This window comes from Paenibacillus barengoltzii G22 (genome assembly GCF_000403375.2).
GTDB classification, from domain to species: Bacteria; Bacillota; Bacilli; order Paenibacillales; family Paenibacillaceae; genus Fontibacillus; species Fontibacillus barengoltzii.
Map to the genome: position 1 here is coordinate 811,351 of NZ_KE159652.1, position 22,363 is coordinate 833,713.

A 22,363-nucleotide genomic window follows, 5' to 3' on the forward strand; every position below is an offset into this window, starting at 1 on the left:
GCAAAGATGAAAGCCCTTACTTTTCGGTGAGTGCCGGGAATGAGGGGAGCAGCTAAGGTATCAGCAGGCGAAGGCCTGTTCATACAATACAAGTTTGATCAAGATGACGAGGGGGAACGTAGAAATGAAGTGGAAAAGCCCTAAAGCATTCGCGGCGATCTTGCTTGCGAGTACGGTGTTGGTAGCAGGTTGCGGAGGTAACGGTAACAATGCGGCCAACAGCAGCAATACCGGCAGCGCGGGAAGCAATGCGGAAGCGTCCGCTGATAACAGCCCGATCACCTTTACTTTCTTTGGTGCGGATGCCAGCCCGAACTGGAACAACATGCAAGACGACGTAGGTAAAGTGATTACAGAGAAAACCGGGGTAACACTTGAAGCTGAGTTTGACGTAGGGGCCGGCGGCGGCGAAAACAAAATTGCGCTGATGGCGGCAAGCGGCGATGTTCCGGATATGATTTTTGCCAAAGGGGAATTGAGCAAGCTGGTGGATGCCGGACTCATTATCGATTTGGCTCCGCTGATTGAAGAACATGCACCAAACCTGAAGAAAATGTTCAGCGAAAATATGAACCGTCTGAAATACAGCAACGATGATCCTGCTATTTACTCAATCTTCACGAACGGCGGCGTGGATCAGCAATACTTCGACGCTGGCGGCGGCTTCGAAATCCAGCAACGTGTCTTGAAAGAGCTGGGCTATCCGAAGATTCGCACGGTGAAGGATTTTGAAAACGTACTGAAGCAGTATGTGGAGAAACACCCAACTACCGACGGTCAACCAACGATTCCGTTGACGCTGAGCGCTGACGACTGGAGAATCATGATTACCGTAACGAACCCGGCGTTCCTGACAACGGGCGCACCGGACGACGGCGAATATTATGTTAATCCGGAAACGTATGAAGCGATGCTGCACTACAAGCGTCCGGAGGAGAAGGAATACTTCCGTTGGCTGAATCACATGTATAACGAAGGCCTCCTGGATAAAGATACGTTCGTGCAAAAAGAAGACCAATACAAAGCGAAAATCGCCAGCGGCCGCGTGCTTGGCCTGATCGACCAAGAGTGGGGTTATCAGGATGCAGAAAACGCATTGAAAACCGCAGGCAAAGACGAGTACACGTACGCGCACTTCCCGGTCACGTTGACGGAGGAATATGAAGATCATTCCTTCCAACAAGCAGGTGTCGACGGTTACGGGATCAGTATCACCACAGCATGTAAAGATCCGGTTCGCGCGATCAAGTTTATCGACTGGTTGTCTTCTGACGAAGGTCAGGTCCTGAGAAACTGGGGCGTAGAAGGTAAACACTACACCGTGGATGAAAATGGCCAACGCGTCATCCCAGCTGACATTCAAGAACGGAAAGTAAATGACAGCACGAACTTCACCAAGGAATCCGGCATCAGCTTGTACCGTATTCTCGGTGCGAACTATGGTGACGGCGTGAAAGATCCTTCGGGCAACTATTACACCACGAACTTCCCTGAACAAATCGTAGCTGGCTACACGGAAGCTGAAAAAGAAACATTGAAAGCTTACAATGCAACAACTTGGAAAGACCTGTTCCCAAGTGAAGATGCATTCCCAGCGAAGGATTGGGGCGCTCTGTACAACATGCCAGTTCCAACGGACGGCGATTATCAAGTGATTTACCAAAAAACGCAAGATATCGTCCGTAAACGGATTCCGGAAGCGATTCTGGCGAAAGAAGCCGATTTCGACAAGATTTATGACGCTTTCCTTGCAGAGCTCGATAAAGCCGGCGCTGAGAAGATGGAAGCCGAGTATACGGAATTGGTGAAGAAGAGAGTCGAATTGTTTACCGGTAAGAAACTGCAATAGTAGATTAGCTTGAACGATCTAAATAGGATTGCAAAAAGGCCCGTGTGATTTCGGGCCTTTTTGCGCCAGTTTGCGATTATATACATCAGTCAGGCGGTAGGAGGGCGAGGAAAATGAACTATTTGGAGCAAACGGAGTGGAAGCTATGGTACGGTCGCCCCGCTTCCCGCTGGGAGGAAGCTCTTCCCGTTGGCAATGGACGAATCGGCGGGATGGTGTTCGGCGGCATTCATCGGGAACGAATTGCGTTGAATGAAGATACGTTGTGGTCGGGCTTTCCCCGGGACCCGCAAAACTACGATGCACTGCGTCATCTCGGACCGGCTAGGGAGCTGATCTTCGCCGGGAAATACAAAGAAGCCGAGAAACTGATAGATGCAAAAATGCTAGGCCGACGCACGGAATCCTACCAGCCGCTGGGGGATTTATGGCTGGAGCAGGGAGATCCGGCGGCTGAGACCAATGGGTCCGAGGTGCGAGGATTCCGACGGGAGTTGGATCTGGCGACCGGGGTTGCAACGACCGTTTATCGAATCGGTGAGGCGGAGTATCAGCGTGAGATATTCATTAGTGCGGTAGATCAGGTGATGGTTGTCCGCATAACTGCGCTGGGGAATGAACCGGTACAGATGACCGCTTCGCTGGACTCACCGCTTCGGCATCAAGCCTTCGGCGGGCCGGCCGGAATGGCACGGATCGGCATGAGCGGCCAGGCTCCCAGCCATGTTGCCGACAACTATCGCGGAGACCATCCGCAGTCGGTCTTGTACGAGGATGGCCTGGGCCTCACCTTTGTGGCCCAGCTCTTGGCGCTGCCGGAGGGAGACGGCAGCGCACAGGCGGATGCCTCCGGCCGGCTGACGGTAGACGGCGCGAAGGCGGTGACGCTGCTGCTGGCAGCCGCCACGGATTACGCCGGCTTCGATCAGGCGCCGGGCAGCGGCGGCATCGACCCGGCGGAGCGCTGCCGGGCGGCGCTGGATGAGGCGGCAGCGCTCGGCTATGAGCAGCTGCGCCAACGTCATGAGGCCGATCACCGCCGGCTGTTCGGCCGCGTGGAGCTGCGGCTGGGCCGCGCAGAGGAGGCCGTAGAACGAGCCGCCCGGCCGACCGACGAGCGGCTTGAGGCTTATCGCCGCGGCGAGGCGGATCTCGGGCTGGAGTCGTTGTATTTTCACTACGGCCGATACTTGCTAATGGCCAGCTCCCGCCCGGGGACAGAGGCAGCTCATTTGCAGGGCATCTGGAATCCGCATGTGCAGCCGCCGTGGAACTGCGGGTATACGACCAATATCAATACGCAGATGAATTATTGGCATGCCGAAGTGGCGGGGCTGGCTGATTGCCATGAGCCGTTGTTTGAGTTAATTCGCGATCTTAGCGTTACCGGTGCGCGAACGGCGCGGATTCATTACGGTGCCCGGGGCTGGGTCGCTCATCACAATGTGGATGTATGGCGTCAATCCACACCGTCGGACGGCGAGGCCAGCTGGGCGTTCTGGCCGATGGGCGGCGTGTGGCTGTGCCGCCATTTATGGGAGCATTACGAATTTGGGCTGGACGAGCAGTTTCTGCGGGAGACGGCGTATCCGCTGATGAAGGGAGCCGCCGAGTTCTGCCAGGATTGGCTGGTGCCCGGACCGGACGGACAGCTGGTTACAGCCCCATCAACTTCACCGGAGAACAAGTTCCTGACACCGGATGGCGGTGAGCCTTGCAGCGTGTCTGCGGGCAGTACGATGGATCTGTTCTTGATCCGTGAGCTGCTGGAACATACGATTCAGGCATCTGAAATCCTTGGCGTTGACGAGGCGTGGCGACAAGAGCTATCCCATATGCTGGCGCGTATGGCTGAACCGCAGATCGGCCCGGACGGCCGGCTGCAGGAGTGGAGCGAGCCGTTTGCAGAAGCCGAGCCGGGACATCGGCATGTGTCCCACTTGGTTGGCTTCTATCCGGGCAATGCGATTACGGTGCGGCAGACGCCGAAGCTGGCGGAAGCCGTCCGCCGTACGCTGGAGGCGCGCATCCAGAATGGCGGAGGTCATACCGGTTGGAGCTGTGCTTGGCTGATCAACCTGTATGCCCGGCTGGGCGACGGGGAAACCGCTCATCGGTTCGTGAACACGCTGCTGTCACGTTCCACTTATCCGAACCTGTTCGACGATCATCCGCCGTTCCAGATCGACGGTAACTTTGGCGGGGCAGCAGGCATCGCCGAGATGCTGCTGCAAAGCCATATGGGCGGCATCGATCTGCTTCCGGCCCTGCCTGCGGCCTGGACGAGCGGGCAGGTCAGCGGCCTAAGGGCCCGCGGCGGGTTCACCGTCGACATGACGTGGGAGAACGGCCGCTTAACGTCGGCCCGCATCACGTCAACGTCCGGCAGCCACTGTACGCTGCGCGGGCTGCAGGGCCTGACCGTCCGCTTGCCGGACGGCCGCACCGTGCAGGAAGGCGAACGCTTCCTGACGGAGGCGGGGGCGACGTACCTCGTAGGCTAGAAGGAAAAGCCCCGAATTTCTCGCGGGGGGCGCTCGGCGTCAAATGAATGCAAAAGTGCAGTTTTCCACGAAAAAAAGCCCTCCCCTTTTGGGTTAGGCTTTGTTAGACGAATGCGCCGTACCGCCCCGGACTTGAACGTTCCCTAATGCAGCCTGCGGAACTGCTGGGGCGTCATGCCTGTGTGCTTGCGGAACGTGGCGACGAAGTGGCTGGCATCGCGAAATCCCGTTTTGCCGGCAATCGCAGCGACGGTGACGCCGGGTTCGCTGGCCAGATGCTCCTTCGCCTTATGGATGCGCATTTGCGTGAGGTAACTGTACGGGGCGATGCCAAACGATTGCTGGAACAGCTTGCTGAGATGTCGCCCGGACATTCCGGCTACTTCCGCCAACGTATCCAGCCCCACGTTAGGATTGCCGTATTCCCGCTCCATCCAGGCGAGCAACGGTCCCAGCTTCTCCATGATTCGCGGGACAGCGCTGCTGCTTACTTGGCCGAATTGGCTCAGGACAGCGAGGAACCGGTACACCTCGGTTGAGGTCTCCAGGCCAAACGGGTCCTGAATGCTGTCCAGCCGGTTCAGCAAGTGGCCGAGCAACGGGGATATGGGGGCCTCCGGTTCCCAGCGGAACAGGACGGCCTCCCGGATGCCAAACGCAGCCAATATCGATCCGGCAGCCGCTCCGCCAAAGGTGAGGTAATAGGTCTCCCATGTCGAGCTCCGCTTGGCCTGATAAGCGTGAGGCATACCTGGCGGCAACAGCATCCCGCTGCCTGGCTGAAGCAGGAACGTACCGCTGCCGAACGTTAGCTCTCCCTCGCCCTCGGCGGTATGCAGCCAATGGTAATAAGGGTAGCCGTCCGGGCGGACGATTTTTTCCTGATTTGGATTATAGCCGACGCTTTCGAGGAGTAAGGGAAGATCCGGCGTGGCGGCCGGTGAAAAGACAAAACGGGTAAAGGCCCGTGAACTCATCGTACGAAATGCCTCCTAGGTATGATCCATATAATTATATTACAATTCGAAATTATTATATATAAAGCGGGAAATTTCAACCTTACAATGGACTTAGAAGTTATATATCGCAAAAGGATGTGGATATGGTGATCAACGAGAAACTGCCGAAGATTTGGTACGGCGGCGACTACAATCCAGAGCAGTGGGGACCAGACGTCTGGAAAGAGGACGAGCGGATGTTTAATCTGGCTGGGATTGATGTGGCGACGGTCAACGTTTTTTCCTGGGCGCTGATTCAACCGAGCGAGGAAACGTATGACTTTGCACAATTGGACGAAACGATTGACCGCTTGTACAAAAGCGGCGTGTATGTCTGCCTGGCGACCAGCACCGGGGCTCACCCGGCGTGGATGGCTCGCAAATATCCGGACGTGCTGCGCGTAGACGTGCAGGGACGGAAACGCCGGTTTGGCGGACGTCATAACTCTTGCCCCAATTCGCCGACCTATCGCAAATACGCTGCCCGTCTGGCCGGCAAGCTGGCAGAACGATACAAGGATCATCCGGGGCTGTTAATCTGGCACGTGTCCAATGAATACGGCGGCTACTGCTATTGCGACAACTGTGCGGCGGCCTTCCGCGTCTGGCTGCGGGAACGTTACAAAACGCTGGATGAGCTCAACCGGGTATGGAATACGCGATTCTGGGGCCACACGTTTTATGATTGGGAAGAGATTGTGGTGCCTAACGAACTCAGTGAGGAATGGGGGGGCAACCGCACGAACTTCCAAGGAATTTCGCTGGATTACCGGCGCTTCCAGTCCGATTCGCTGCTGGAGTGCTACAAGCTGGAATACGACGAAATCAAGAAGCATACGCCTAACGTACCGGTAACCACCAACTTGATGGGCTTTTATCCGGAGCTGGATTACTTTAAATGGGCGAAATCTATGGACATTGTTTCTTGGGATAACTACCCGTCCTTGGATACGCCGGTCAGCTTCACGGCGATGGCTCATGACTTGATGCGCGGGTTGAAGAGCGGCGCTCCGTTTATGCTGATGGAACAGACGCCAAGCCAGCAAAACTGGCAGCCGTACAACTCGCTGAAGCGCCCTGGCGTGATGCGCCTTTGGAGCTATCAGGCCGTAGCTCGCGGCGCCGACACGGTCATGTTCTTCCAGCTGCGCCGCTCAATTGGGGCGTGCGAGAAATACCATGGGGCGGTTATTGAGCACGTGGGCCACGAGCACACCCGGGTCTTCCGTGAAGTAGCGGAGCTGGGCCGAGAGCTAGATCAACTGGGCGATACGCTGTTGGATGCGCGGACGGAAGCCAAGATCGGCATCGTCTATGACTGGGAGAACCGTTGGGCGATCGAGCTTTCCAGCGGCCCATCCGTAGCCTTAAATTACGTCAATGAAGTGCACAAATATTACGATACGTTGTTCCAAATGCATGTAGAGAGCGACATGGTGTCAGTGGAGGAGGATTTCAGCAAATACGAAATCCTGATTGCCCCGGTGATGTATATGGTGAAGCCGGGCTTTGCGATAAAAGTGGAGGAGTTCGTAGCCGGCGGAGGTACGTTTGTCACCACCTTCTTCAGCGGCATCGTGAACGAGAACGATCTGGTGACGCTTGGCGGTTATCCAGGCGAGCTGCGCTCTGTACTAGGCATTTGGGCAGAGGAAATCGATGCCTTGCTGCCAGGCCGCACGAACCAAATCGTGATGAAAGAAGCTTGGGGTGCATTGTCCGGGCAATACGAATGCGGCCTCTTGTGCGATTTGATTCACGCCGAAGGCGCGGAAGTGCTGGCGGAATATGGCTCCGATTTCTATCAGGGGATGCCGGTTGTGACGGTCAACTCGTTCGGCAAAGGTCGCGCGTATTATGTGGCAAGCAGCCCGGACGCCGCCTTCTTGCAAGGATTCCTGAAGAACCTCTGCGAGGAGAAAGGGATCCAGCCGCTGCTGGATGCGCCAGAAGGCGTTGAAGTAGCACGCCGCGTGAAGGATGGGAAAGCTTTCTTGTTCCTGCTGAACCATAACGAAGGGGCCGCCGAGGTGGAGATTGGGTCCGAAGCTTATAAGGACCTGTTGGCGCAAACGGAAGTATCGGGGACGGTTCAAGTTCCTGGCCGAGGCGTTGTCATTTTGGAAGGGAAAAAATAAAGACCATAAAAAACCGCAAGGCCGTTTAAGGCAGGCCTTGCGGTTTTTGCAAATCGGAGAGGTTCAGCTGTTCTCCAAAATTGTGTTCAGCGTAGTCCGATCCAGTCCGCGCACGAGGCGGATCAACAGCTCCTTCGCTGCAGCGTAATCATCCGTGTGGATGATCGAGGAGGACGTGTGGATGTAGCGGGAGCAAATGCCGATCACGCTCGAGGGGACGCCGGTGCCGCTGAGATGCACTTGACCGGCATCCGTGCCGCCCGGCGACACGAAATATTGGTACTTAATCTTGTGCGTATCTGCCGTATCACGGATATATTCGACCAAGCCGCGATGGGTGATCATCGTCGGGTCGAGGATACGCAGCAGGGTGCCTTCACCCAGCCGGCCAAACGCTTTTTTGTCGCCGGTCATATCGTTGGCGGCGCTGGCATCCAAAGCGAAGAAGATGTCCGGCTTAATGAGGTTCGCTGCCGTCCGAGCCCCTCTAAGGCCAACTTCTTCTTGCACATTCGCCCCGGCATACAGTACATTCGGCAGCTTCTCTCCGTGCAGCGCTTCAAGCAGCTCAATGGCCAAACCAACGCCATAGCGGTTATCCCAGGCTTTCGCCATAATTTTCTTCGGATTTACGAGGGGGGTGAATTCGCAAATCGGTACGATTTGCTGGCCGATCTGCACCCCTGCGGCTTCGGCTTCCTCCCGGTTGTCCGCGCCGATATCCAAATACATCGATTTGAGATCTACCGGCTTGTTGCGCTGCGACTCATCCAGCAGGTGGGTCGGAATCGATCCGACGACGCCGACGATGGGGCCGTTTGGCGTAATGATTTGCAGGCGCTGCGCCAATACGGCCTGACTCCACCAGCCGCCAAGCGGTTGGAACGACACCATTCCGTTGTCGCTGATTCCGGTGGTCATGAAGCCCACTTCGTCGAAATGCCCGGCCACCATGACCCGAGGTCCTTGCTCATCTCCGCGCAAGACCCCGAACAGCCCGCCAAGGTTATCCTGCACGAATTCCTGCGTGTAGGCCGACATTTTCTGTTTGACGAGGGCCCGCAGTTCTCGTTCAAATCCAGGAGCCGCTGGAAACTCCGTCAGTTCTTTAAATAGCTCGCGCGTTTTTTCATTCATTGCTTGCTTCTCCTTTTTCTAAAGATACGGGTTCCAAAGGCCCGATTTACAGCACTTGATATTTTAGAATCACTCGAAGTTGAATCTTCCTCTCCTAGTATGAACTACCTTTTTTCGATTGTCCATGCAGCGATTGTGTTCTGAATTTCCAGCATTGCTGTAACGTTGATGAGCACCCGGCTCCCAAGCAAAGCATATACTGCAGAAGCAGCAGTTCGATGGGCGAATGAGGAGGCTAGGCTGAATGGAACGGTATGCCAAGGATTGGCTGGTGATCTGTCTGCTCTTTATCCTGTTAGTGATCGTCCTTTTATATTTATAATAACAGGATGCAATTCCCTTGCCCCACCTGATGCAAGTCCGCCGGAACTTGATTCCTGCGGGCTTCTTTGTGTTGTAATTGAGCAGTTTGGAGCCGAAATCCATGGATCATTTTCCAAACATAACAAGCCGCCGGATGACAAATAATGAGTATACCGTGCAAGTTAGGAAAATAAGGAGGAATGTCGTTTGCCTGCAAAAGCGAAAAACAAGCCGGGAGCTCGGGTGAAGCTGAACAACCTGCTGCTGACGGAGGAAGAGTACCAGCAGGTTGCCGACCAGCATAAGCCGAAAACCAACGTTTTGCGGAACTGCGTAAGGGCGTTTCTGGTCGGCGGGTTCATCTGCTTTATTGGCCAATGTATCCAACAGCTGTTTATGACTTTTGCCGACATGTCCGCGCGGGAAGCAGCGAGTCCTACGGTCGCGGTCCTGATTTTCATCTCCGTTGTACTGACCTCGTTTGGCGTGTACGACAAAATCGCCCAATGGGCTGGAGCCGGCACGGCTGTACCTGTGACAGGGTTTGCCAACTCCATGTGCTCCTCGGCCATTGAATCCCGAGCAGAAGGCCTTGTCCTTGGCGTCGGGGCCAATATGTTTAAGCTGGCGGGGTCGGTGATCGTGTTTGGCGTTGTAGCCGCTTTTATTGTAGGCGTGATTCATGTGATCTTCGGCTTGGGAGGAGTGCATTAACCGATGCTGATCGGCGCGCAAACCTGGGAGTTTCGCTCCAAGCCGGCCATTATCGGGGCGGCGACCGTTGTTGGACCGGAAGAAGGGGAAGGGCCGTTGTCCCACACCTTTGACTTTGTTTATGACAATTTGGAGATTGACGAGAAGACGTGGGAACGAGCGGAGCGCAAACTGTTGGAGCACGCTTCTGCCCTCGCCTTGGTCCATGCCGGCATCAACCGCGAGGACCTGTCCTTCTTCATCGGCGGCGATTTGATGAACCAAATTATCACTGCGACGTTTGCAGCCCGGTCGATTGCAGCTCCGTATCTCGGGGTGTTTGGCGCCTGCTCGACCTCAATGGAGAGTCTCGCTTTAGCCGCTTTCCTGGCTGATGCCGGCGGAGCAAAATATGCGATGGCCGGTACGGCCAGCCATAACTGCACCGTGGAGAAGCAATTCCGCTATCCCACCGAGTACGGTTCACAAAAACCGGCCACCGCCCAATATACGATTACCGGTGCGGGCTGTGCGGTGGTATCGAAGGAAGGGAAGGGGCCGCGCATTACCCACGCTACGATTGGCCGGATCCAGGATCTTGGGGTCAAGGATCCGTTTAACATGGGAGCGGCCATGGCGCCGGCTGCCGTGGATACGCTGGTTTCCCACTTCCGTGATACGGGCCGGGGACCCGAGGATTATGATTTGATCGTCACCGGAGACTTAGCTTCGGTCGGACATGCTATCGCCAAGGATCTGCTTGAAAAAGACGGCGTCTTGATGGATAAAACGGAATTTAACGATTGCGGACTGATGATTTATGACCGCAACAAACAAACGTATGTGAACGCCGGAGGCAGCGGCTGCGGCTGTTCCGCCGTCGTCACCTACGGCCACATTTTACGAAAATTAAAGAACCGGGAACTAGGCCGGGTGCTGGTCGTTGCTACGGGTGCCCTCTTGTCTCCGCTGTCCTATCAGCAAGGCGAGAGCATTCCTTGCATCGCGCACGCGGTCGCCCTGGAACAGGAGGTTAGTGAAGAATGATATTTTTCTGGGCATTTGTTGTTGGCGGATTGATCTGCGTCATCGGTCAACTGATGATGGACGTGCTAAAGCTCACCCCGGCGCACACAATGAGTACGCTGGTCGTTGCCGGCGCAGTGATGGATGCGATCGGCTGGTATGACCCGCTGGTGAAGTTCGCCGGAGCGGGGGCTTCGGTACCGATCACTAGCTTCGGCAACTCGTTGGTACACGGGGCATTAACCGAGCTGCAACGGGACGGCTGGATCGGCGTAATTACCGGGATCTTCGACGTGACAAGTGCCGGGATCTCGGCGGCGATCATTTTCTCCTTCCTTGCGGCACTGGTTGTTCGGCCCAAAGGCTAAATTTTTTGGAAATCGCGTTGCTTTTTACGGGAACAGTGTACTCCCTATCTATCTTCATGTAAAATAGGTAGATATATACAGGTCTTATTTGGGAGGGAAAATGCGTGCCCGTACATGAGCAATCGATTCAAACTTTGAACGCCGTAAAGAACAACCTGGAGTCATGTATTTTAGGAAAGTCTTTTGAAATTAAGCTGCTGCTTTCGGCGCTGCTGGCCGGCGGCCATGTGTTAATCGAGGACGTACCCGGTACAGGCAAGACTCAGCTCGTGAAGGCGCTGGCGAAGTCGATGAGCGGAGATTACCGGCGGATTCAATGCAATCCGGACATATTGCCCAGCGACATAACGGGGGTATCGGTTTTCCATCCTCATGAAGAACGTTTTGTATTCCGGCCGGGGCCGGTTATGACGCATATTTTGCTGGCGGATGAAATCAACCGGGCAACGACGAAGACGCAATCCGCTTTGCTGGAAGTCATGGAGGAGCGAAGCGTCACCGCTGATGGCGTGACCTACCCGCTTCCTCACCCCTTTATGCTCTGCGCTACGCAAAACCCGATTGATTTTGAAGGCACTTATTTGCTGCCGGAAGCCCAGTTGGACCGTTTTATGATGAAAATTGGGATCGGGTATCCCGACGCTGACACGGAGAAAGCGATGCTGCGCTCTCATAGTCAAGGCCAGCCGGCAGAACAGTTGAAATCGGTTACAACGATGGAAGAGATCGCCGAGATTCAACGCGAGGTTCAGCGCGTGCATATCAGCGAACCGCTTGCCGATTACTTGCTGGAGATCGTCCGTCGGACACGGGAGCATGAAGATGTCCTGCTGGGGGCTTCGCCGCGTGCTTCGCTCGCTTTTATGGCTGCAGCCAAGGCTTATGCTTACCTAGAGGAACGGGATTATGTGCTGCCCGATGATATTAAGACGCTGGTGCCATTCGTGCTGGAGCACCGGATTCTGCTGCGTCCCGAGTCCCGTCTGGGGCATCGGAACGTCAGTGAGGTATTGCAGCAAATTCTCCGGCAAGTCCACGTACCGGTCGCCATAGGACGGTAACCGATGCGCGCGCTGGTCGAAGGCTTTAAAGCGGGCCTCACCTCCCGAAAATTCTGGAGAGTGGCGTCCGTTTGGCTGATCTGCCTGTTGTATGTCTTGTTTCAAGGCGGGAAAACCTCGCTGATGCTATTTATGATGGTTTCGGTACTCTGCTTCTACTGGGCGATTGGAGGGTTTGGCGGCGTCAAACGCATTACAGGCTCACGGACGCTCTCGCTCTCTGGAGAGCGGGGCGGGTTGCTTCAAGCCGGGGATCAGGTGGTGGTGAAGCTGCAGCTGCAGCTTCCCGCATTCCTTCCCCTGCCTTACATCGTCGTCAAGGAAACGCTGCGTCGTCATAACGGAGACAGCTGGATGTTTGAGGATAGCATCGTGCCCTACTTCAGCTCCCGATCCGAGTTGGTGTATAAAACGCCGCCGCTCGAGCGTGGAAAATATGCATTTGCCGGTACGAATTGCAGTGCTGAGGATATTTTTGGCCTCATGGAGCATACCAGCGTCTTTCAGACCGGCGGGGAGTTTCGCATCCTTCCCCGGACGGTGTTTATTCCCTACTGGGAGCTGTACAGCCGCAATTCGCGTCTAGCGGGTCCGGAGACGGCGGTTGCGCTGTCACGCCGGGAATCCACTCAAATCAACGGGGTGCGCGACTATGTATATGGAGATCGGATTTCGCGGATTCACTGGAGCGCCACTGCGAAGACAGGAACCTGGAAGTCCAAGGAGTTCGAGCATGAATCGCTGCCTAAGATGGTGCTGGTGCTAGACGCCCATACCAGCGGATATTACCGTGCTTCGCAGTTCGAATTGGCCGTATCAACGGCTGCATCGCTGTTGGAATTTGGGGCCAGAGAGCGGATTAGCATGGGGTTGTGCACTCTGGGCAAGTCCCTTCGTTACTTCCCGCCGGCGGAAAGTTATCTGGAGCGACAGCAGATGCTGCACCATCTCGTAGATATCGATGCAGACGGGTTCGGCAACTATAAGGATCGCTTAGAAGCGAAGCCGGATTTATTTCAGCCGGGCGCATTCTTTATCCTCATAAGTCCGCTGGCAGACGATAAAGTGTTGGCTATGCTTAGGTTAGCCAAATCCCGTCAGATGATCCCGTATCATATCCAAATCGGGGAAGAGGCTGTGGCCGCAGGTGCGTCTAACAGCTATCAAACCGTGAAACGTTCCGCATGGCAGGCAACCCTGCAGGAGCGGGGACTTCGCGGGATATATGTCACCTCTCTGCACGAGCTTCCTGCAGCGATGGGGGGTGCAAAGCAGTGAAACTATTGGCCAATTCTCAGCTTCCGAAGTCTTATCAGAACTTAACCCTGCTGTGGATCGTGATCATTGCGATGCAATGGATTGATTTTACGGAACCGCTGTGGTTCTCGGTCACGACCACTTTGGTGACGGTCACGATCATCTTGATGGCTCTGATTGAATGGCTGCTTCCGGTACAGGCAGCGTGGAAATGGACGATTAAGATCATCGCGCTGCTGCTCATTTGGAGGTTCATCCTCACCACTTACGGGGTTTATGTTCCGTTTGGCCCGTTATTTCCCGATCAGATTCGCGGTATGGCGTTAACCTTTACGCCGTATATCTGGTTTTCCTTAGTCGCTTGGGTGCTGCTTGAAGCGGCGCTGCGGCTGGTTGTTACTCGACTGAGAATTTTGGTGTTTCTGGCTGCCCATCTGGTTGCGTTTACGATTTTGGACTCTTTTACACGTTATTATTTATGGCAAAACGTAGCCTGGATTGTGTTCGCCGGTCTCGGATGGCTGGTTAGCGCCAATTTCTACGAGTATCGTCGGAAATATCCACAGGGCTGGCAACGATTGCGGCAAAGCCCATTCAAGATCGCAGTGAATGTCTTTATTGTCTCTGCCTGCGTGCTGTTGATCGGGATTAGCATGCCGTCGGTGTCGCCTACGCTGACCGATCCGTATACGGCTTGGATCAAGCGAAGCGGGGGAGGTGGCAGCGGTCCTTCCGCCTTGACCAGCGCGTTGGGGAATAGCCCAGCTGCTGTTCAGGAAGAAATCGTCTCCGGCTACAGCCGCGATGACAAAACGCTAGGCGACGGGTTCGAATTCAGTTACAGCCCGGTCATGTCCATTGAAACCCCGGTGAGATCCTATTGGCGCGGTGAGACCCGGCGCATCTACTCCGGGAAGGGATGGGCTGACCTGGAGCAGGAAGGCCGGGATACGGAGCGTTATCGCGGCGGACCGGAAGCCGAGCCGCTCGAGCATGAGCAGCCTGGCAAGGTGGAAACGATGCGGGTCGAACAGATCGTGACAATGAATACCGACAAGGAGTACCCGGTGTTGTTTGGCGGTTACGCTATCGAAAGCGTGGAATTACTGGACGAACGCCAGCAGGCAGATATGCGCTGGTCTGCCAAACAGGCGGAACTATTCTGGAACGGCTATCGTGATCCCGGGGATTTGCCGAACTATCCGAGGAAATATAAAGTGGTCGCCAATATCCCTCTGATCCCGCTTAAGGAGCTGGAGCGGGCCAGTTACGATACCTTGTATCCAGAAGGGGCGCCGGAGGAATATTTGCAGATTCCCAACAATCTGCCGCAGCGGGTCAAAGATCTGGCTGCGGAAATTACCGCAGAAGGCGAGACGCCCTATGCGAAAATGGATTTGCTGCAGCAGTACCTTCGGCAAAATTACGAATATACAAACAAGCCGGATTTGACTCGCAGACGCAGCGATGATTTCGTTGACAGCTTCCTGTTTGAAATTCGGCAGGGGTACTGCGACTACTATTCCACGGCGATGGTTGTGATGGCCCGCTCGCTGGGCATCCCTGCACGTTGGGTTAAAGGGTACGCTCCAGGCAGTCAGCCAAGCGACGAGATGATGATGCGCAATCCGGAGCTGGGGCGGGCATATAATGTAAGCAATGCGGATGCCCACTCTTGGGCGGAGCTCTACTTCGGCGATTACGGCTGGATACCGTTCGAGGCGACGCCGGGCTTTGTTTCCCCGATTATGGAGGCACCGGAAGAGAGTGAAGATACGCTTACGGTTGATACGAACACCGATACGGAGGTTGCGGCTGCCGAAGAGAGCTTCTTCTCGAAGCTGGATCCGGTGGTGATGCAGCGGATTTTTGTCTCGGCCGTCAGCGTCCTGTTGCTCTGGACCCTGTACCAACTGCGCTCAGAATTGTATTTCCTCTGGCTCCGGTTGCGGCTGGGCCGCCCGCTGACGCCAGAGGAAAAGACGGTATACGAAACGCTGCGACTCGTAAGACGGATGCAGCGGAGAGGCTTTACCCGCGGTGACCAGGAGACGCTAAGGGAAGCGTTTGAGCGCTGGAAGCTTGAACGTCCGCAGCTGGCGGAAGTGCTGGACCCGCTGCTTCTCTTATACGAGCAGGCGATGTACAGCTCGAGTCCAAGCCCGGCTGCTGCGAATTGGCGCGCCGCGCGGGAGCTGTCCCGAAGGGCAACCCGATTGGTTGGCGGGCACGGTTGGAAGCAGGCTTGGCCGCTCGGTCCTAAACGAACCTTAGGCCAATAATCCAATCGTAGAGCGATCGATTGATCTCTGATTAACGTCAACGCCCCCGTGCTTGCGCGGGAGGCGTTTTCTTTTTTAAAATAGAAGCATGTCGGGGGAATAATATGGTATAGTTTGTCGTATGAAACCGAGGTGAACGTATTTGTTTGAGAAGTTTATACCGAATATGCGCGTGGACAGCGTATTCGATATCGATCTGGAAGGACTCTATGCCCAAGGCTACCGCGGCATCATCACCGACCTCGACAACACTCTGGTCGGAGCCAAAGCGCCGCTGGCCACTCCCGAACTGATCGAATGGTTTGAGAAAGTGAAGAAATGCGGGTTTAAACTCGTGATTGTGTCAAACAATAATTTGGATCGGGTGTCGGTATTCGCCAACCCCTTAAATATTGAGTTTGTACACGCAGCCAGAAAACCGTCCGGCGCAGCTTTTCACCGAGCGATGGAAATGATGGGGCTTGGTCCGAAGGAGACGATCGTGGTAGGCGACCAAATGATGACCGACGTCTTTGGCGGGAACCGGCAAGGGTTGTTTACCGTGCTCGTACTCCCGATCGCCGTCCAGGATGAAGGGTTCGGTACGAAAATTAATCGGATGTTGGAACGCATCGTGAAGCGGCGGCTGGGCAAGGTTGGATTATGGCTCGAGGAGGACAAGAGGAAATGACGGAAGTACGGAGCGCAGAAGGCGCTCTTCGTTGCAGCGGGTGCGGCGCTGTGCTGCAAACGCAGGATTCAAGTAAACCGGGGTACGTCCCGGAGCAAGCTTTATCGAAAGAACCGGTGATTTGCCAACGCTGTTTCCGGATCAAGAACTATAACGAATCTTCATCGGTGACGGTGGAGCAGGACGAGTTCCTGCGGCTGTTGTCGCAGATCGGAAGCAAGGAAGCGCTGGTGATCCATATCGTGGATCTGTTTGATTTTCACGGCAGTGTGATTACCGGCTTGCAGCGGTTTGTGGGGAACAATCCTGTGCTGCTGGCGGTAAACAAAATCGATCTGCTGCCGAAAGTAACGAATTGGAACAAAGTTCGCAACTGGGTGCAGAAGGAAGCCAAGGACTTGGGGCTGAAAGTCGAAGATATCGTGCTGTGCAGCGCGAAGCAGAACAGCGGGTTCGACCGGCTGCTGGATGCAGTGGCGGCACGCCGCGGCGATCGGGACGTCTATGTCGTTGGCGCAACGAATGTGGGCAAATCAACGCTGATCAATCGGTTGATTCGGGACTACAGCGATCTGGATCAGGAGTTGACCGTTTCGCGTTATCCAGGCACGACGCTGGATATGGTGCACATTCCGTTGGATGATGGCCGGGCGATTATCGACACGCCGGGGATTGTGTATCCGTCTCGCTACAGCGAGCTGGTGGCTCCATCTGATTTAGGGGTGATCATGCCTGACAAGCCGTTAAAGCCGGCGGTGTACCAGCTGAATGAGGGGCAGACACTCTTTTTTGGCGGCTTTGGCCGGTTTGATTTCATTCAAGGGGAGCGTCAATCGTTCACCTGCTTTGTCGGCGGCCGGGTACCCATTCACCGCACGAAGCTGGCGCGGGCAGACGAGCTGTTCGCAGAGCATGCCGGGGAGTTGTTGTCACCGCCGAGCAAGGAGCATATTGAAGCGCTGCCGGAATGGACGCGCCATGAATTCCGGATTCCGAAGGGCAGCCGGAGCGATGTCTTTATTTCCGGCCTAGGCTGGATCAAAATCAATAACGATGCTGGTGCGGTCGTCGCGATGCATGTGCCGAAAGGCGTGAAGGTGCTCGTTCGGCCGTCGTTGATCTAGGGTTACATGGTAGAGCGGACGCTGGCATTGCGGGCAGGCAGGGCTAGCTTTTTGCTTTGCGACACAGATAAGGGTAATTAATGGCGCTATTTCATGGAAAACGTAAGGATGAAGCAAAATAGCGGACATTATGGGTGTTATTTTTGAGGCATGGCCTGAAGTCGGGGCGATTGTGGTGATTTCAGGTGGAATAAAGCCATAATTTACCGCTATTTTTGAGTGAAAACGGACTTAAGAGGACATAAGGCCCATTTGGACCGTTATGATTCGAAAAGTCTGGTGAGCAGGAGGAGAACCGATGGGAGATCGAGAGCAGACGAATCACGAAAAACGGGGAGAGGCACAGGCAAGTGAGTACGGAAGCGCGAAGCAACCGTTGCTGCTCGGCGTTATCGGCGATCCGATCCAGCATTCCAAATCTCCGGTGATGCATACCGCCGCCTTGCAAGCCTGCGGGCTTATTGGGGCTTACCTTCCGTTTCATGTCAAAGGGAACCGGTTAGAGGAAGCTATTCGGGGCATTCGCGCATTGGGGTTCCGAGGCATCAATGTCACGGTTCCGCATAAGGTGGAAGTGATGAACTACTTGGACCACATCGACGAAGGCGCGCGGCTGATCGGGGCGGTAAACACGATCGTCAATGATGGCGGCGTACTTACCGGTTACAATACTGACGGCATCGGGTATATCCGCTCGCTGAAGGAGGAGGCAGCTCCTGAGCTAAAGGGCAAGCGCGTGCTGGTGTTGGGCTGCGGCGGTGCCGCCCGAGGCATTGTGTACGCGCTGCTTCAGGAGGCGCCGGGGCGGGTGACGATCGCCAACCGTACGGCGGCGAAAGCACAGGAACTGGCCGCAGAATGGTCCCAGCTTGGCAACTTAACCGGCTGCAGCATGGAGGAACTGGCTGAGGTGCTGCCGGAAGTGGACCTGATCATTAACACCACCTCCGTTGGCATGCATCCGCACGTGAGCGATTGTCCGTTGGATATGCGACTCATCCCGGAAGGGATCGTGGTCAGCGATCTCATCTACAATCCGCTAAAGACCGAGCTGCTGGTGCAAGCTGAGGCGAAAGGCTGCACGATTCACAGCGGGCTGGGGATGTTCATTTACCAGGGGGCTTACGCATTTGAGCATTGGACTGGCTTGACAGCGCCGGTGGATGCGATGCGGGCAGCGGTCTTGGAGAGCATGAATCAATAACGCAAGTTATCGCATAATTGAATGTTAAGGGGTCTTGAATACGACATGTTAACCGGAAAGCAAAAACGTTATTTGCGCAGTTTAGCGCACGGACTGCAGCCGATTTTTCAAGTGGGCAAAGGCGGTACCAACGAGCATATGATTAAACAAATCTCGGAAGCACTGGAGCGCCGGGAACTCATCAAAATCTCCGTGCTCAACAATAACTTGGACGATCCGCAGGAAATCGCGGAGGAGCTGGCGGCAGGCGCCGGAGCTGAGCTGGTGCAGCTGATCGGCCGGACGATTGTTTTATATAAGGAGTCTCGGGAGTATAAGCAAATCGAGCTGCCTTAAGTCTAAGATGAGGCTGAAGCAGATTGTGCACATGAGAAAACTAACCTTTAGAAAAGGCTTCATGTAAAGGTTGTTGGAGGCAACGGATAATGAAGAAAGTCGGAATTATGGGCGGGGCGTTTGACCCGATTCACCTCGGCCATCTATTGGCGGCGGAGGCGGCCAGAGAACAATACCATCTGGAAGAGGTCTGGTTTATGCCCTCCCATATCCCTCCGCATAAGCATCAGGCCGGCGTGAGCGGCCAGCAGCGGCTGGAGATGGTCGAGGCGGCGATAGGCAGCAATCCTGCCTTTAAGCCGCTGGATATCGAGCTGCGCCGCGGCGGTGTGTCCTACACGGTAGATACGATCCGGGAGTTGCGCGCATTGCACCCCGATCTTGAGTTTTACTTTATTATCGGGGCCGATATGGTGAATTACCTTCCGAAGTGGGAAGGGATTGAGGATTTGGCCGGGATGATCTCGTTTATCGGGCTGCAGCGCCCCGGAAGCTTCCTGGAGCTGGACGCGCTGCCTCCGTTTATTCAGGAGGCGGTACAGCTCGCGGAGATGCCGCTTGTTGATATTTCTTCAAGCCTGATTCGCAGCCGATTATCTGCCGGACGTTCGGTCAGATATATGGTTCCGGATGCCGTGTATGAATATATGACAAGGAGCGGATTGTATGGGTTACAGCCGTGAAGAACTGATCGCCTCCGTCTCGGCAGGGATGCCCGCCAAGCGCTGGAAGCATGTTGAGGGCGTGATGGAGAGCGCAGTCATCCTGGCGAAGAGGTACGGAGCAGACCCGGTCAAGGCGGATTTAGCCGCGCTGCTTCATGACTTGGCCAAGTTTTGGCCAATCGAGGAGCAGGAAGCGATCATCCGCGACAACGGCCTAAATGCCGAGCTGCTAAACCACGACAAACAGCTGCTGCATGCCGAGGTTGGGGCGTTCATCTCCCGGCGGGATTACGGGATCGAGGATGAAGAGGTGCTGAACGCGATTCGTTATCACACCTCCGGCCGAGTTGGCATGACGCTGCTGGACAAAATCGTCTGTCTGGCCGATTACATCGAACCGGGGCGCGAATTCCCGGGTGTGGAGCGGATTCGCGAGCTGGCGAAAACGAGTTTGGATGATGCGCTGATCGCAGGGTTTGACTCAACGATATCTTTTTTGCTGGAGAAGGGGAAGCCGATCTTTCCTTTGACGGTATTGGCACGTAATGATTTGATCGTAAACCGAAGAAAAACTAAGGAGGCTGAATGAATGGCGATTAGTTCCAATGAATTGATGAACTTGGCAGTGCAAGCTGCAGACGATAAAAAAGCAATGAACATCGTGGCGCTCGATTTGAAAGGGATTTCCTTAATCGCGGACTATTTTGTGATTTGTCACGGGAACTCGGATACGCAGGTGCAGGCGATTGCCACTGAGATTCGCAAAAGAGCGCATGAGGTGGGGGCCCAAATTCGCGGCATTGAAGGCCTGGATTCTGCTCGCTGGGTACTGATGGATCTGGGCGATGTTGTTGTGCACGTGTTCCATCGCGATGAGCGTGAGTATTACAACATTGAACGGCTTTGGTCGGATGCCAAGGTCGTGGAGACGGTATGAGTCTGGTTGCGGGAACCATCGTCTCTTTACCGATCGATCGCGAGGTATCGCCGTATGGGTATTTTCTGAGTGCAGGCGGGCAAGATGTACTGCTCCATTACTCCGAGCTGACCCGCCAGGTGAAGCCGGGGGAAACGGTTGAGGTGTTTCTGTTCTACGATACGGAGGATCGTTTGGCGGCTACGATGAAGAAGCCGTATCTCACGCTGGGCGAGCTGGCGCTGCTTGAGGTGGCTGATGTGCATCCGCGGCTTGGCTGCTTCCTGGAGATGGGGCTGGGCCGTCAGCTGCTGCTGCCGATCCGTGAGCTGCCCGAAATGAAGGAGCTGCATCCACAGGTAGGCGACCACGTGTACGTCATCATGGAGCATGACAAACAAGGTCGGCTCAAAGCGAAGCTGGCCGGTGAGCAGGATTTGGCTCCCCATGCTTTCCATGCGCCATCCTCGTGGAAAAACCAATGGCTTGATGCCATCGTCTACAAACCGCTGCAGATGGGGACGTTTGTCGTCGTCCAAGGCGGCGTGCTGGGATTCGGAGCAATTGGCATGATCCACGCCTCGGAACGCACCCGCTTGCTGCGTCTGGGCGAACGCGTGCAGGTACGGGTGGCCCATATCCGTGAGGACGGCCGCGTGAACCTGTCGATGGCGCCGCGCAAGGAAATCGGCATGGGCCAGGATGCGGAGCGCATACTCGCTTATCTGGAGAGTCGGCCAGGCGGAGGTATGCCGTATTCTGACGCAACGCCCCCAGATCTGATCAAGCAGCGGTTTGCGATCAGCAAGTCTGCGTTCAAGCGGGCGCTTGGCAAGCTGATGAAGGAAGGCAAGGTAGTCCAGAAAGAGAACTGGACGTATTTGGTGCAGTCCCCAGCTGCCGGTGCGAATGATCGCGGGCAGCCGGAAGCTTAAGAAAGCAGCAGCAACTAGATAGAAGGCGGTGACGAGCCCATGGCATCATATCGGAAATTTGCTTACGTGTACGACGAATTGATGGAGGACATGCCTTACCCGGACTGGATCCGGTTCGCCCGTACAGCTTGGGATCGGTACGGTATGCCAAAGACGGTTGTGGATCTCGGCTGCGGGACCGGCAGCATTACGATTCCGCTGGTGAATGCCGGGTTCGAGGTGATCGGCATCGATTTGTCTGCCGACATGCTGGCGGTAGCCCGCCGTAAAATGGAAACCACGCCCCAAGGCGCTCGGTTGTTCCGCGAGGGCAGCGTGCGCTGGGTGCAACAGGATATGACGGAGTGGTCCGTGCCGGAGCCGGTCGACGCCGTCATTTCTTTTTGCGATTGCTTGAACTACTTATTGGAAGAGGAAGACATCATTCGGACCTTCCGCCGTACATACGAAGGGTTGAAGCCCGGAGGGACGTTCCTGTTTGATGTGCATCATCCCAACACGTTGATCCGGTATGAGGAGGAGCAGCCGTTTATTTGGGATGAGCCGAGTGTGTCGTATATCTGGACTTGCGAGCGAGATGCGTATCGGAACGAAATCGAGCATCATTTGACGATTTTCGCCCGGGAAGAGGAGCAGGGGCCGGGACTGTACCGTCGGTTCGAAGAAACGCATATCCAACGGGCGTACGACCCGGCATGGATGAAGAGCGAGCTGCTGCGTTGCGGCTTCCGCGAGGTCAACATCTATGCCGATTTTGAGTGGGTCGAGGCGGTAGACGATGCGGCTAGGCTCTTTTTTGTGGCGGTGAAGTAGACGGCTCAGGCTGTGGCTGCCCATCGTTGTCCTAAGTGCAATACCTGCAAAAGTGCAATTTTATTGGGGATTATCCGCTTGATT

Annotated in this window: 20 protein-coding genes; 18 read left to right on the forward strand and 2 right to left on the reverse strand. The window is 55.3% G+C overall.

Annotation, left to right across the window (positions count from 1 at the left end):
• The first annotated feature begins 124 nt into the window (after positions 1-124).
• Complete coding sequence (locus C812_RS03780) at positions 125-1,849, forward strand: ABC transporter substrate-binding protein (protein WP_016311360.1); 1,725 nt, start codon at positions 125-127, stop codon at positions 1,847-1,849.
• A 113-nt stretch (positions 1,850-1,962) separates the two neighbouring features.
• The gene (locus tag C812_RS03785) at positions 1,963-4,353 is read left to right on the forward strand and encodes a glycoside hydrolase family 95 protein (protein WP_016311361.1); all 2,391 of its coding nucleotides are present in this window, start codon (positions 1,963-1,965) and stop codon (positions 4,351-4,353) included.
• Between the two features lie 143 nt (positions 4,354-4,496).
• Here the strand turns inward: C812_RS03785 and C812_RS03790 are convergent, their stop codons facing one another.
• A complete protein-coding gene (locus tag C812_RS03790; RefSeq protein WP_016311362.1) occupies positions 4,497-5,330 on the reverse strand; it encodes an AraC family transcriptional regulator in 834 nt (277 codons plus the stop codon).
• 128 nt (positions 5,331-5,458) lie between these two features.
• On the opposite strand from C812_RS03790, the gene C812_RS03795 reads away from it, so the two are divergent.
• Complete coding sequence (locus C812_RS03795) at positions 5,459-7,489, forward strand: beta-galactosidase (RefSeq protein WP_036624626.1); 2,031 nt, start codon at positions 5,459-5,461, stop codon at positions 7,487-7,489.
• 63 nt (positions 7,490-7,552) lie between these two features.
• Here C812_RS03795 and C812_RS03800 read toward each other — a convergent pair whose 3' ends face one another.
• Entirely contained in the window at positions 7,553-8,626 is a 1,074-nt protein-coding gene (locus C812_RS03800) for a M42 family metallopeptidase (protein WP_016311364.1), read from the reverse strand.
• 510 nt (positions 8,627-9,136) lie between these two features.
• Between C812_RS03800 and spoVAC the strand changes: the two genes are divergently transcribed.
• The 15 genes from spoVAC to C812_RS03875 all read left to right on the forward strand — a co-directional run bounded on the left by spoVAC (position 9,137) and on the right by C812_RS03875 (position 22,279).
• Positions 9,137-9,643 carry a stage V sporulation protein AC gene (gene spoVAC / locus C812_RS03805; protein WP_016311365.1) on the forward strand — a complete coding sequence of 169 codons (507 nt, stop codon included), beginning with the start codon at positions 9,137-9,139 and terminating at the stop codon, positions 9,641-9,643.
• Between the two features lie 3 nt (positions 9,644-9,646).
• Complete coding sequence (gene spoVAD / locus C812_RS03810) at positions 9,647-10,669, forward strand: stage V sporulation protein AD (protein ID WP_016311366.1); 1,023 nt, start codon at positions 9,647-9,649, stop codon at positions 10,667-10,669.
• Entirely contained in the window at positions 10,666-11,016 is a 351-nt protein-coding gene (gene spoVAE, locus C812_RS03815; protein WP_016311367.1) for a stage V sporulation protein AE, read from the forward strand. Before spoVAD ends, spoVAE begins: the two co-directional genes overlap by 4 nt.
• Before the next feature lie 104 nt (positions 11,017-11,120).
• Positions 11,121-12,077: an AAA family ATPase gene (locus C812_RS03820; protein ID WP_016311368.1), complete on the forward strand. Its 957-nt coding sequence runs from the start codon at positions 11,121-11,123 to the stop codon at positions 12,075-12,077.
• A 3-nt stretch (positions 12,078-12,080) separates the two neighbouring features.
• Entirely contained in the window at positions 12,081-13,355 is a 1,275-nt protein-coding gene (locus C812_RS03825; RefSeq protein ID WP_016311369.1) for a DUF58 domain-containing protein, read from the forward strand.
• Positions 13,352-15,616, forward strand: coding sequence for a DUF4129 domain-containing transglutaminase family protein (locus C812_RS03830; RefSeq protein WP_016311370.1), 2,265 nt, complete (start codon positions 13,352-13,354; stop codon positions 15,614-15,616). The genes C812_RS03825 and C812_RS03830 overlap by 4 nt, the downstream gene beginning before the upstream one ends.
• Positions 15,617-15,758: 142 nt before the next feature.
• Positions 15,759-16,286: a YqeG family HAD IIIA-type phosphatase gene (locus C812_RS03835; RefSeq protein ID WP_016311371.1), complete on the forward strand. Its 528-nt coding sequence runs from the start codon at positions 15,759-15,761 to the stop codon at positions 16,284-16,286.
• Entirely contained in the window at positions 16,283-17,410 is a 1,128-nt protein-coding gene (gene yqeH / locus C812_RS03840) for a ribosome biogenesis GTPase YqeH (RefSeq protein WP_016311372.1), read from the forward strand. Before C812_RS03835 ends, yqeH begins: the two co-directional genes overlap by 4 nt.
• 298 nt (positions 17,411-17,708) lie before the next feature.
• Positions 17,709-18,614, forward strand: a complete 906-nt coding sequence (gene aroE, locus C812_RS03845) for a shikimate dehydrogenase (RefSeq protein ID WP_016311373.1) — start codon at positions 17,709-17,711, stop codon at positions 18,612-18,614.
• Positions 18,615-18,659: 45 nt separating this feature from the next.
• Positions 18,660-18,950, forward strand: coding sequence for a ribosome assembly RNA-binding protein YhbY (gene yhbY, locus C812_RS03850; protein ID WP_016311374.1), 291 nt, complete (start codon positions 18,660-18,662; stop codon positions 18,948-18,950).
• Between the two features lie 89 nt (positions 18,951-19,039).
• Positions 19,040-19,633 carry a nicotinate-nucleotide adenylyltransferase gene (locus C812_RS03855; RefSeq protein ID WP_016311375.1) on the forward strand — a complete coding sequence of 198 codons (594 nt, stop codon included), beginning with the start codon at positions 19,040-19,042 and terminating at the stop codon, positions 19,631-19,633.
• Positions 19,617-20,204: a bis(5'-nucleosyl)-tetraphosphatase (symmetrical) YqeK gene (gene yqeK, locus C812_RS03860; RefSeq protein ID WP_016311376.1), complete on the forward strand. Its 588-nt coding sequence runs from the start codon at positions 19,617-19,619 to the stop codon at positions 20,202-20,204. Before C812_RS03855 ends, yqeK begins: the two co-directional genes overlap by 17 nt.
• On the forward strand, positions 20,205-20,552 hold the full coding sequence (gene rsfS / locus C812_RS03865; RefSeq protein WP_016311377.1) for a ribosome silencing factor: 348 nt from the start codon (positions 20,205-20,207) through the stop codon (positions 20,550-20,552). It begins immediately after the preceding gene.
• Entirely contained in the window at positions 20,549-21,466 is a 918-nt protein-coding gene (locus tag C812_RS03870; RefSeq protein ID WP_016311378.1) for a CvfB family protein, read from the forward strand. The genes rsfS and C812_RS03870 overlap by 4 nt, the downstream gene beginning before the upstream one ends.
• 39 nt (positions 21,467-21,505) lie before the next feature.
• Positions 21,506-22,279 (forward strand): class I SAM-dependent DNA methyltransferase, encoded by a 774-nt coding sequence (locus C812_RS03875; protein WP_016311379.1) that lies wholly within the window; start codon positions 21,506-21,508, stop codon positions 22,277-22,279.
• Positions 22,280-22,363: the final 84 nt, after the last annotated feature.

What these genes read in the sequence shown, in the direction of transcription:
- C812_RS03780 (WP_016311360.1), top strand. Translation starts at nt 125, where the DNA reads ATGAAGTGGAAAAGCCCTAAAGCATTCGCGGCGATCTTGCTTGCGAGT.
- C812_RS03785 (WP_016311361.1), top strand. Translation starts at nt 1,963, where the DNA reads ATGAACTATTTGGAGCAAACGGAGTGGAAGCTATGGTACGGTCGCCCC.
- C812_RS03790 (WP_016311362.1), bottom strand. Translation starts at nt 5,330, where the DNA reads ATGAGTTCACGGGCCTTTACCCGTTTTGTCTTTTCACCGGCCGCCACG.
- C812_RS03800 (WP_016311364.1), bottom strand. Translation starts at nt 8,626, where the DNA reads ATGAATGAAAAAACGCGCGAGCTATTTAAAGAACTGACGGAGTTTCCA.
- spoVAD (WP_016311366.1), top strand. Translation starts at nt 9,647, where the DNA reads ATGCTGATCGGCGCGCAAACCTGGGAGTTTCGCTCCAAGCCGGCCATT.
- spoVAE (WP_016311367.1), top strand. Translation starts at nt 10,666, where the DNA reads ATGATATTTTTCTGGGCATTTGTTGTTGGCGGATTGATCTGCGTCATC.
- C812_RS03825 (WP_016311369.1), top strand. Translation starts at nt 12,081, where the DNA reads ATGCGCGCGCTGGTCGAAGGCTTTAAAGCGGGCCTCACCTCCCGAAAA.
- yqeH (WP_016311372.1), top strand. Translation starts at nt 16,283, where the DNA reads ATGACGGAAGTACGGAGCGCAGAAGGCGCTCTTCGTTGCAGCGGGTGC.
- aroE (WP_016311373.1), top strand. Translation starts at nt 17,709, where the DNA reads ATGGGAGATCGAGAGCAGACGAATCACGAAAAACGGGGAGAGGCACAG.
- yhbY (WP_016311374.1), top strand. Translation starts at nt 18,660, where the DNA reads ATGTTAACCGGAAAGCAAAAACGTTATTTGCGCAGTTTAGCGCACGGA.
- C812_RS03855 (WP_016311375.1), top strand. Translation starts at nt 19,040, where the DNA reads ATGAAGAAAGTCGGAATTATGGGCGGGGCGTTTGACCCGATTCACCTC.
- yqeK (WP_016311376.1), top strand. Translation starts at nt 19,617, where the DNA reads ATGGGTTACAGCCGTGAAGAACTGATCGCCTCCGTCTCGGCAGGGATG.
- rsfS (WP_016311377.1), top strand. Translation starts at nt 20,205, where the DNA reads ATGGCGATTAGTTCCAATGAATTGATGAACTTGGCAGTGCAAGCTGCA.
- C812_RS03870 (WP_016311378.1), top strand. Translation starts at nt 20,549, where the DNA reads ATGAGTCTGGTTGCGGGAACCATCGTCTCTTTACCGATCGATCGCGAG.
- C812_RS03875 (WP_016311379.1), top strand. Translation starts at nt 21,506, where the DNA reads ATGGCATCATATCGGAAATTTGCTTACGTGTACGACGAATTGATGGAG.